This is a genomic window from Caulobacter sp. B11 (assembly GCF_002737765.1).
Classification (GTDB): Bacteria; Pseudomonadota; Alphaproteobacteria; order Caulobacterales; family Caulobacteraceae; genus Caulobacter.
The window spans coordinates 1-9,042 of record NZ_PEGG01000212.1 but is presented as its reverse complement, the minus strand read 5'-3'; the positions used below and the strand labels follow the sequence as shown (position 1 = coordinate 9,042).

The 9,042-nt window shown below is 67.0% G+C and carries 11 protein-coding genes, 1 tRNA gene and 2 pseudogenes; 7 read left to right on the top strand and 7 right to left on the bottom strand.

All coding sequences use genetic code 11. The features are described from left to right. Positions 1–153: pseudogene (locus tag CSW58_RS09340) on the bottom strand (ferredoxin--NADP reductase); the annotation flags it as partial. Between the two features lie 164 nt (positions 154–317). Here CSW58_RS09340 and CSW58_RS15220 point away from each other — a divergent pair. Continuing rightward, on the top strand, positions 318–794 hold the full coding sequence (locus CSW58_RS15220) for a hypothetical protein (protein ID WP_236627750.1): 477 nt from the start codon (positions 318–320) through the stop codon (positions 792–794). A 16-nt stretch (positions 795–810) separates the two neighbouring features. Here CSW58_RS15220 and CSW58_RS09330 read toward each other — a convergent pair whose 3' ends face one another. After that, entirely contained in the window at positions 811–1,062 is a 252-nt protein-coding gene (locus CSW58_RS09330) for a hypothetical protein (RefSeq protein ID WP_099447094.1), read from the bottom strand. 260 nt (positions 1,063–1,322) lie between these two features. Here CSW58_RS09330 and CSW58_RS09325 point away from each other — a divergent pair. The 4 genes from CSW58_RS09325 (at position 1,323) to CSW58_RS09310 (ending at position 2,925) form a co-directional block, all read left to right on the top strand. Further along, a tRNA-Trp gene (locus CSW58_RS09325) sits at positions 1,323–1,398 on the top strand. A 64-nt stretch (positions 1,399–1,462) separates the two neighbouring features. Next, the gene (secE, locus tag CSW58_RS09320) at positions 1,463–1,777 is read left to right on the top strand and encodes a preprotein translocase subunit SecE (protein ID WP_161494594.1); all 315 of its coding nucleotides are present in this window, start codon (positions 1,463–1,465) and stop codon (positions 1,775–1,777) included. A 10-nt stretch (positions 1,778–1,787) separates the two neighbouring features. Further along, positions 1,788–2,345, top strand: a complete 558-nt coding sequence (nusG, locus tag CSW58_RS09315) for a transcription termination/antitermination protein NusG (RefSeq protein ID WP_099447092.1) — start codon at positions 1,788–1,790, stop codon at positions 2,343–2,345. A 286-nt stretch (positions 2,346–2,631) separates the two neighbouring features. Continuing rightward, a complete protein-coding gene (locus tag CSW58_RS09310; protein WP_099447091.1) occupies positions 2,632–2,925 on the top strand; it encodes a GIY-YIG nuclease family protein in 294 nt (97 codons plus the stop codon). 210 nt (positions 2,926–3,135) lie between these two features. Here CSW58_RS09310 and CSW58_RS09305 read toward each other — a convergent pair whose 3' ends face one another. Then, positions 3,136–3,594, bottom strand: coding sequence for a helix-turn-helix domain-containing protein (locus CSW58_RS09305; RefSeq protein WP_099447090.1), 459 nt, complete (start codon positions 3,592–3,594; stop codon positions 3,136–3,138). 91 nt (positions 3,595–3,685) lie between these two features. Between CSW58_RS09305 and CSW58_RS09300 the strand changes: the two genes are divergently transcribed. Beyond that, complete coding sequence (locus CSW58_RS09300) at positions 3,686–4,432, top strand: SDR family NAD(P)-dependent oxidoreductase (protein WP_099447089.1); 747 nt, start codon at positions 3,686–3,688, stop codon at positions 4,430–4,432. Next, positions 4,429–5,058: a 2-hydroxychromene-2-carboxylate isomerase gene (locus CSW58_RS09295; protein ID WP_201721627.1), complete on the top strand. Its 630-nt coding sequence runs from the start codon at positions 4,429–4,431 to the stop codon at positions 5,056–5,058. The genes CSW58_RS09300 and CSW58_RS09295 overlap by 4 nt, the downstream gene beginning before the upstream one ends. A 16-nt stretch (positions 5,059–5,074) precedes the next feature. On the opposite strand, the gene CSW58_RS09290 is transcribed toward CSW58_RS09295, so the two are convergent. From CSW58_RS09290 to CSW58_RS09275, 4 genes and pseudogenes are all read right to left on the bottom strand, one after another. Beyond that, positions 5,075–5,611: a hypothetical protein gene (locus tag CSW58_RS09290; protein WP_099447095.1), complete on the bottom strand. Its 537-nt coding sequence runs from the start codon at positions 5,609–5,611 to the stop codon at positions 5,075–5,077. Between the two features lie 80 nt (positions 5,612–5,691). Continuing rightward, positions 5,692–6,315: a glutathione S-transferase family protein gene (locus CSW58_RS09285; RefSeq protein WP_099447087.1), complete on the bottom strand. Its 624-nt coding sequence runs from the start codon at positions 6,313–6,315 to the stop codon at positions 5,692–5,694. Between the two features lie 4 nt (positions 6,316–6,319). After that, positions 6,320–6,514 (bottom strand): hypothetical protein, encoded by a 195-nt coding sequence (locus CSW58_RS09280; protein WP_099447086.1) that lies wholly within the window; start codon positions 6,512–6,514, stop codon positions 6,320–6,322. Positions 6,515–6,649: 135 nt separating this feature from the next. Beyond that, positions 6,650–9,042 (bottom strand): annotated as a pseudogene (locus CSW58_RS09275) (TonB-dependent receptor); the annotation flags it as partial.

The following is a 9,042-nucleotide window of genomic DNA, read 5'->3' as shown; positions in this document are numbered from 1 at the left end:
CGAATAGGCGCGCAGGATCGGCTTCTTCTCGCCCAGGTCCTCGCGCGCGGCAGGCCGATCATCACGAATTCGCCGGAGCGGAAGCGGAAGCTGGCCGGCCGGGTGATGGCGAAGACTGAACAGGCGGTCGGTCCAGTGCTTGACCCACAGCACGGTCTCGGTCGTCTGGGCGGCTTCCCTGGGCGGGGCGGCGGCGGGGTGGGGGTGGTCGCGGTGGCCGTCATCTGAGGATCTGCAAGTCCCTGAGCGCGCCGGGGCGCGGATTTCAAAGGCGTCGCCACGCCCTGAGGCGACAGAGCGTCTCATGTGAGAAGACGATGGCCGATGTCAACTTTTGTGATCTGAAGGCGCTGGAGAAAATATTTCGCCAGACGGTCAAAAGCGGGCAGAGGCTTTTTTCAACTGTGTCGAAAATAAGATTGCCGCCCCGGAACCGGGCGCACTCTTCCGATTGCTTCGTTCGCGAAGCCAACGATACGGAGGAACGGATGCGGGTAAGGTTCATGATGGCCGCCGCGGCGACCAGTCTGTTAGCGTTTGGTTTGGCTGGATGTGACGGTGGTGCGAAAACCAAGACCGTTCAGGCCCAGCAGGTTGTTCTTGAAGGAAAATCGGTGACGGCGACGGGCTGCGTGCGGCCGGTTGAAACCACCTCATGCCTCGTCGTGCGCGGCCCGGGGGGCGGCTATTACGACGTCTCCAGCGCCAGCCCGGCGCCCGATCCCACCAAGGGGGTCGCGGTGTCGCTGCGTGGACGTGACCTGGGGTCAATACCGAGTGCGGCCGTCAGCTGACGGACGTGAAGTGGTCCTATCTCACCCTGCAGTGCTCGCCGTCTCCGGCCCCGGGCGCCGCGAGCGAGTCAAAGGCCCAATAGGCCCAAGCGGCCTGATCAGGCTCGCCCGAGCCCGGATCGGTCTGGGTCTTGGGCGTCCTGACGCTGGACTCTTCGCCCGGCGGCTCGGTCGCCGGGCGCGGCGCCTTGCCGCCGTCGCCGGCCGGCACGCGCAGGTTCTCGTTCTCGACCTCGGGGTTGGAGGGGCGGCTTTCGGATATCGCCATGCTGGACTCTCCTGGGTTGGGGGCGCCGGGCGCGAGCCCTTCGGAAGGGCAACGCACGGGCCCCGGGAGGCGATCCATCGTCCTTGTCGGCGGCTTTATCGCCGACGAGCCGGGGCGCCCGCTTGCCCGCGTCAAACGACCCTGCTAAACGACGCGGCTCTGGCGGTGAGACCAAACGCGCTGGCGGGCCGACAAGGCCTACCGGCGCGCTGTTCACTGTCCGGAGGCTGCGATCCTTCCCTGAAGGATCGGAGATCTGCAGGAGTGTAGCTCAGCTGGTAGAGCATCGGTCTCCAAAACCGAGGGTCGTGGGTTCGAGTCCCTCCACTCCTGCCACTATATGGAAATGGTCCGCCCGGCTTTCGGGCTGACCTGTCGAAAGTCGCGAGCCTTAAAGAGCATGGCCAGGAAACCCGGATCCAGCCCGTCAGCGATCAAGAGCCGCGCCGCCAAGACGGCCGCGGCGCTCGCGCCTGCGGGTCAGGCTGCTGCGGCCAAGGCTCCGGCCGCGCCGAAAAAGCCGTTCAATCCGCTACTGTTCCTTCGTGAAGTGCGGGCCGAGGCGCGCAAGATCACCTGGACCACCCGCAAGGAAACCTGGATCACGTCGGTGATGGTGTTCATCATGGTCGTGGCCGCCTCGGGCTTCTTCTTTGGCGTCGACTGGTTGCTGGGCCTGGGCGCCAACGCGCTCCTGACCTTCGCGCGGGGATAAGATAGAGACGATGAGCACCGAAACCGCGTCCAACCCGAACCACAAGTGGTACATCGTCCACGCCTACTCGAATTTCGAGAAGAAGGTGGCCGAGAGCATCCGTGAACAGGCCAAGAGCCACGGCCTGGAGGACAGCTTCTCCGAGATCCTCGTCCCGACCGAAAACGTCGTCGAGATCCGTCGCGGCCGCAAGGTCGACGCCGAGCGCAAGTTCTTCCCCGGCTATGTGCTGGTGAAGATGAACCTCTCGGACGAAGCCTATCACCTGATCAAGAACACCCCGAAGGTCACCGGCTTCCTGGGCAGCGCGTCCAAGCCGCAGCCGGTTTCGGAAAAAGAAGTCCAGCGCATCATCGGCACGATCGAAGAGGGCGTCGAGCGTCCCAAGACCGTCGTGCTGTTCGAGATCGGCGAGAACGTCCGCGTCACCGACGGCCCGTTCGCCAGCTTCAACGGCTCGGTCGAGCAGGTCGACGAGGAGCGGGCCCGCCTGCGCGTCACCGTCTCGATCTTCGGCCGCGCCACCCCGGTCGAGCTGGAATACAGCCAGGTCGAAAAGATCAGCTAGGGCCGGTTTGCCGGTCAGAGCTTTCGAAAACCCCGCGCTCGCAAGGCGCGGGGTTTTTGCTGTGTGGGGGTGGCGGCGGCAGGGGCCCTCCCTTGGGGCGCTGTTGCTCCGAGCCGGGCTCAGCTACCCCATACCCACCAAACGCTTGTCATCCCGGCCGCAGCGAAGCGGAGCGCCGGGACCCAGGGGCCGCCGCTATGCGCCGGCTCCTGGCTTCGGGACGGCTGTGGCCAGGCGCCCAGGCGCCCACGTGACACCGGGCAATCTGCGCTCAATAGTTGCATTCATGTCCAGGGAATACTTTATCTACATCCTCGCCAGTCAACGCAACGGGACGCTCTATGTCGGCGTGACCAACGATCTGTCGCGACGGATCTGGGAGCATCGCGAAGGTTCGCCCAGCGGCTTCACCCGGAAATACCGCGTCACCAAGCTGGTCTATTATGAGAGTTTCCAAGACGTCGATTATGCGATCCGTCGCGAGAAAACGCTTAAGCGATGGCGACGGGCGTGGAAAATCCAGCTGATCGAGGCGGAAAACCCCCAATGGCTGGATCTATACGAGACGCTGAACTGCTGACTCCCGTCGCCGCCAAACTTGGTATCTGAGGTTGCCTACGCGGCCGGTGAACGGGGCCGGCGCAACGCGGTGGCCCCTGGGTCCCGGCGCTTCGCTTCGCTACGGCCGGGATGACACGCGTTTGGGGGTTGGTGAAACATTGGCTACTGACCCCACGCGCGCCTCCTTGCCGGCCTCCCCATCCGCCCCGGATGGATCCCCACGCTTGGATCACACCCCCTCGAACCCCGCCCCCGCCCGGGCCTCGACATCGCGCGCCGTGACGACCTCGCCGCATTCCGAGCAGGTCTGGACCGGCTGGAAATCGCAGCCGCAGCCCTTGTGGCGACGGATCACCGGCGGACCGTCCGGCCCGGCATAGTGGTCATCGCCGAACCGGGCGATGGCCAGGATCACCGGATGCAGCTCCAGACCCTTGGCGGTCAGGCGGTATTCGTGGCGTAGCGGATTGTCCTGATAGGCTTCGCGCCGCAGCACGCCTTCCTCGACCAGCACCCGCAGGCGGTCGGTGACGATGGTGCGGGAAATGTTCAGGCGCGTCTGGAAGGCCTCGAACCGCCGCACGCCCAGAAAGCAGTCGCGCAGGATCATCAGGGTCCAGCGATCGCCGATCACCGCCAGGGTGCGGGCGATCGAGCAGGGCTGCTGCGCCAGGTCGTCCCACTTCATCGCCGGCCCTCGTTTGCGTCCCAAGGCATCATGCCCTTGACTCAGTACATTCAATACGAACTTGCCGCACCGGGATCGAGGATACGCAAACATGGCCAGCCAAACCGCGAGCAAGGGCGCCTGCCTGGTGGTCGGCGTCGGAGACGGGGTGGGCGGGGCGATCGCCCGGGCCTTCGCCGCCGAGGGCTACACGGTGTGCATGACCCGCCGGCCGCGCCATCTGGACCAGCTGGAGGCCTTCGCCCAGACCCTGCGCGAGGCCGGCGGCCAGGCCCGCGCCTATGGCGTCGACGCCCGCCAGGAGGCCGAGATGATCGCCCTGTTCGACCAGATCGAGGCCGAGGTCGGGCCGCTGGAGGTGGTGGTGTTCAACATCGGGGCCAATGTGCGCTTCGGCATTGTCGAGACCACGGCCCAGGTGTTCTCCAAGGTCTGGGAGATGGCCTGTTTCGCCGGCTTCCTGACCGGGCGCGAGGCCGCCCGGGTGATGGGGCCGCGCGGACGCGGCACGATCCTGTTCACCGGGGCCAGCGCCAGCTTGCGCGGCAAGGAGGGCTTCTCGGCCTTCGCCTCGGCCAAGGCCGGCCTGCGGGCCCTGGCCCAGAGCCTGGCGCGCGAGATGGGCCCCAAGGGCGTGCATGTGGCCCATGTGGTGGTCGACGGGGCGATCGACGGGGTCTTCACCCGATCGATGCGCCAGGACGTCCAGGGCCTGCTGGACCGCGACGAGATCCTCAAGCCCGACGACATCGCCGCCAACTATGTCTGGCTGCACGACCAGCCGCGTTCGGCCTGGACGCACGAGATCGACCTGCGTCCCCATTCCGAGATCTGGTGAGGAGCCCTGACATGACCGCTGAAAAGACCGTCGACTTCATCTTCGATTTCGGCAGCCCCAACGCCTATCTGGTCTGGAAGCTGCTGCCCGACATCGCCGCGCGGCAGGGCGCGACCGTACGGGTGATCCCCTGCCTGCTGGGCGGCATCTTCAAGCTGACCGGCAATCAGGCGCCGATGGTCGCGTTCGGCGGGATCAAGGGCAAGATGGACTACGAGATGCTGGAGACCCGGCGGTTCATCCAGGCCCATGGGCTGAGCGCCTTCCGCTTCAATCCCCACTTCCCGGTCAACACCCTGATCCTGATGCGCGGCCTGGTCGCCGCCGAGCGGGCCGGGGTGGGGCCGGCCTATCTGGAAGCCATGCTGGCGGGCCTGTGGGAGCAGGGACTGAAGCTGGACGATCCGGCGGTGTTCGTGGCCGTCGCCGAGGCGGCCGGCCTGGACGGAGCGGGCCTGCTGGCGGCCACCGGCGACCCGGAGGTCAAGGCCGCCCTGATGGCCAATACCGAAGCCGCCGTGGCCCGGGGCGCCTTTGGCGTGCCTACCCTGTTCGTCGGCGACGAGATGTTCTTCGGCAAGGAGCGCCTGGGCCAGGTCGAGGCGCAGCTGGCGGCCGCCGGCTAGGGCGACGGGAGCAGGGCTAGGGGCGCGGCGCTTCCTCGATGGGGGCGTCGACATCCCGCAGGCCGGCCGCCGTCATGGCGCGGCGCAGGGTGGTGATCGGCTCACCGGCCGCGACCGTGAAGCTGAGATCGGCGGCGCTGGCCCGATGGTCGGCGAGGTTGGCGAAACCGCCGGCCGGGGCGGCGTTGAGGGCCAGGGCATAGGCCTTGCCGGGCCGGACGCGGCACAGCAGCACGAAGCTCTTGCGATCATCCAGTAGGCGCGGCGTCGGCAGGCACTCGGGCGCCTCGCCGCCGGTTCCGGGCGCGAAGTTGAAGCCGGTGGGCGACATCGGCTGGTCGAATGCCATCTTGATCACCAGGATCCCCGGGGCCACGGCCTGTCCGGCCGCCGGATAGGTGCTGGCCAGCCGGGGCGGCTCGGTGCGGGGCGTCACCGTAACCGGCGAGACCTCGTTGCTCGCCTCGGGGGCGCGCTGCGCCACTCCCTGTCCATGGGCCTGGGCCGGCAGGGCCCCCAGGAGGCTGAAGAAAGAGATCAGGGCGATGCGCATGGCGGCCAGAGTGCGCAGGCCCGATGGCGACTTCAAGGCCCAAGGCCACGGCGCGGCGTCAGGATGGAGACCAGCGGCCCTCAGGCCACGGCGTCCAGCGCGTGCGATGCAAAGGCGGGTCGGGTCCGCAGGCGGGCATAATAGGTTTCGACCGCCGGCAGGGTCGGGCGCGCCATCGGGGTGCGCAGCCAGCGGTGGGTCGCCAAGCCCAGGCAGATGTCGGCCAGGGTGAAGGTCTCTCCGGCCACGAAGGCCGCGGTCAGGGCCAGGCGCGCGTCAAGCAGGCTCATGGCGGCGTTCCAGGCCGCGACGCTGTCCTGGGTCAGGCCCGGGTCGTCGTAGCCGGGCGCGCGCCGTGACAGGGCCTGGAAGGCGTAGCGCCAGGCGCTGTTCAGCTCGGTCACCTGCCAGTCCATCCACTGTTCGACCCCGGCCCGGGCCCGGGGTTCGAGCGGCAGCAGGCTGGCGTCGCCCTGTCGGCCGGCCAGGTAGCGGCAGATGGTGTTGCTTTCCCACAGGGGGCCGGCGGCGTCGATCAGCACCGGAACCAGTCCATTGGGGTTCAGCGCCAGGAAGGCCGGGTCGCGGGTCGAGGCGAAGCCGGCGCCCCAGTCCTCGCGCTCATGGGCCAGGCCCAGCTCGTCCAGGGTCCACAGGACCTTGCGCACATTCATCGATGACGTGCGGCCAAGGACCCGGATCATCGGCCTATTTCTTCATCCACGGCCGCGACTTGCCGGCGGCGACGCCGGCCGCCTGCTCGCGCTGGAACTTGCCGCCGCGCGGCGGCTTGGGCTTGGCGTCGAGCACGGCCTTCTTCAGGCGCAGGGCGCGCTGGATGGGGGTCTCATCGATGTCGGGGGCGGTGTCGGGCGTGGCGCCCGTTTCGGTCGGTTCGGTCATGTCCGCTGTCTAGCACGCGCCGCCCGGTTCACGAAGGCGACAGGGCGAGCGGCGCACGGAACGGTGACACGTCGTGCGGACCGGAAAAGCGGGCTACCCGGCGCATCGGCCGGGTAGCCCTCAGGTCGAGGAAGTCTAGAACGATTTGCGCAGGGTCACGCCGTAGGTGCGCGGCGCTGTCGGATAGCCGCTATAGCTGCCGTCCTGGGCGACCGTCGGGAAGGTGGCGATCAGGCTTTCGTCGTCGGTCAGGTTGCGGGCCCACAGGACCACCTCGAGCTGGTGCTCGACATGGGTCAGACCCAGGCTGGCGTTGATGTTGTTCTGACCCCAGGTCGACAGTTCGGGCGGGGTGGTTTTCGGTCAGCTGCGTCTCGCTGGTGTAGTCGTACTCGACGCGCAGGTAGCCCTTGTAGCCGCTGCTGAAGTCATGGGTGAACGTGGCCGAGGTCGACAGGCTCCATTCCGGGATCGCGGCCGGCTTGTCGCCGGTCAGGTCGCGGAAGTTGGGACGGGTGCCGGTCAGCACGTTCACCGGGCAACGCACGGTGTCATAGTTGACGCAGGCCGCGCCGGTGAAGGAGTCGTAGGTAGGGTCCAGATAGGTGGCCGCCGCCGTCAGGGACAGCCACGAGGTCGGACGATAGGCGCTGTCGATCTCGAAGCCGCGCACCGACTCCTCGCCGGCATTGACCAGGCTGTAGCCCAGGCCGGTGAAGGCGTTGGACTGGAAGCCCTTGATGGCCTGGTCGAAGACCGCGAGGTTGAAGTAGCCGCCGGGGAAGTTGGCCTTCAGGCCGGCCTCGTAGACGCTGACGTCCTCGGGCGCGGCGGTGCGGCCCACGCCATTGGCGTTCGGCGGGCGGCTGTCCGAGGACAGGTTGAACGCGCCGGCCTTCCAGCCCGTCGAATAGCTGACATAGGCGTTGATCGCGCCGAAATCATAGGCCGCGCGCACCGCATAGGTGAGCTTGTGGTCGCTGAGTTCGCCGGACTCGGTCGCGTTGGGATAGTTGATCGGGGCGTGGTTGGCGGTGTTGCCGTAATAGAACTGCAGGGCGCCCAGGGCGCCGTACAGGTTGCCCGGCAGACCCAGCAACGGAAACTGCGGCACGGCTTGCAGGTTCAGGGCCGAGAACTTGTCATACAGCACGACGTCGGACTTGGCCTCTTTCTTGTCGCTCAGATAGGCGAGGCCGCCGGTGATCGTCAGGCGATCGGTGACCTGATAGTCGGCCTGGCTGAACAGCGAGAACGAGGTCTGATCCATCGAATAGTAGTCGTCGATGGCCTTGCCTTCCGCGAAATAGGTCTTGCCCGGTACGATCGACGGGGTGACCAGGCTCTGCAGGAACTCCAGCGCATACAGATTGGACCGCCCGGTCAGGGCGGGGCGCAGGGACGGCGGCAGGGCGCCGAGCAGAGCGGCCGGGACCGGGCCGCTGAGGCCGTCGCCGAACGCCCGGATATCGGATCCGTAGCTGATCGTCCGGCCGGTCGACAGCTTCTCGTTCTGGTAGAAACCGCCGACGAGCCAGCTGAACGGACCCGAACCCTTGGACGCCAGACGCACTTCCTGGGTGAAGGTCTTGATGTCGTTGCCCAGGTCGTTGTTAGCGATGTCGGCGCCGGTGAAGTCGATGTCCTGGAACGACTCGCTGGTCTGTTTGCGATAGGCCGTGATCGAGGTCAGGGCCGCGAAGCCGAGATCGTGGTCGATCTGGGCCGACAGGCCCTGACCCTTCAGGGTGTTGGCCGGATCGGTGTTGAAGGTGATCTCGCGGTCGAACTTGGCGGCGGGATTGCCGACTGGACGGCCGAGGCCATAGGGCGCGGGAGCGCCGAGGAACTGGGTCGCGGGGCCGTTCAGCAGCGACACGACGGTGCAGCAGATTTCGCTGATCTTGTTGTAGTCGGCGATGACCCGCACCGAGGTGGCGTCGGTCGGTTGCCACAGGGCGTCGGCGCGCACCGACCAGCGGTCGCGATTGTTGACTTCGTTTCCTGTCACGACATTGGTGGCGAAGCCGTCGCGCTTGTTGATCCCGCCGGAAAGCCGCAGGGCCAGGGTGTCGCTGACCGGACCGGTCACCGTGCCCTTGAACTGCTGCAGGCCGAAATTGCCCAGGTTGAGCTCGGCCTTACCACCGAAAGCGAACTGCGGCTTCTTGGTGACGATGCTGATCGCGCCGGCCGAGACGTTCTTGCCGAACAGGGTCGATTGCGGGCCGCGCAGCACCTCGATGCGCTCGATCTCGGGCAGGTCGTCCAGGGCCGACGACGAGCGCGAGCGATAGACGCCGTCGATGAACACGCCGACCGAGCTTTCGATGCCGTCATTGCCGTTGCCGTTGCCGAAGCCGCGGATGACGAAGTTGGTCTGGCCGACGGCGTTGAACTGCGACACCTTCAGCGACGGCACCAGCGATTGCAGGTCGATCAGGTCGCGCACCTGGGCGCGTTCGACGGCCAGGGCCCCGGTCACCGACACCGAGATCGGCACGTCCTGCAGGGTCTGTTCGCGCTTG

Coding starts and splice junctions, on each gene's coding strand:
- CSW58_RS09290 (WP_099447095.1), bottom strand. CDS start 5,611: ATGCGCATCGCCCTGATCTCTTTCTTCAGCCTCCTGGGGGCCCTGCCG.
- secE (WP_161494594.1), top strand. CDS start 1,463: ATGGCCAGGAAACCCGGATCCAGCCCGTCAGCGATCAAGAGCCGCGCC.
- CSW58_RS09330 (WP_099447094.1), bottom strand. CDS start 1,062: ATGGCGATATCCGAAAGCCGCCCCTCCAACCCCGAGGTCGAGAACGAG.
- CSW58_RS09285 (WP_099447087.1), bottom strand. CDS start 6,315: ATGATCCGGGTCCTTGGCCGCACGTCATCGATGAATGTGCGCAAGGTC.
- CSW58_RS09300 (WP_099447089.1), top strand. CDS start 3,686: ATGGCCAGCCAAACCGCGAGCAAGGGCGCCTGCCTGGTGGTCGGCGTC.
- nusG (WP_099447092.1), top strand. CDS start 1,788: ATGAGCACCGAAACCGCGTCCAACCCGAACCACAAGTGGTACATCGTC.
- CSW58_RS15220 (WP_236627750.1), top strand. CDS start 318: ATGGCCGATGTCAACTTTTGTGATCTGAAGGCGCTGGAGAAAATATTT.
- CSW58_RS09280 (WP_099447086.1), bottom strand. CDS start 6,514: ATGACCGAACCGACCGAAACGGGCGCCACGCCCGACACCGCCCCCGAC.
- CSW58_RS09310 (WP_099447091.1), top strand. CDS start 2,632: ATGTCCAGGGAATACTTTATCTACATCCTCGCCAGTCAACGCAACGGG.
- CSW58_RS09305 (WP_099447090.1), bottom strand. CDS start 3,594: ATGAAGTGGGACGACCTGGCGCAGCAGCCCTGCTCGATCGCCCGCACC.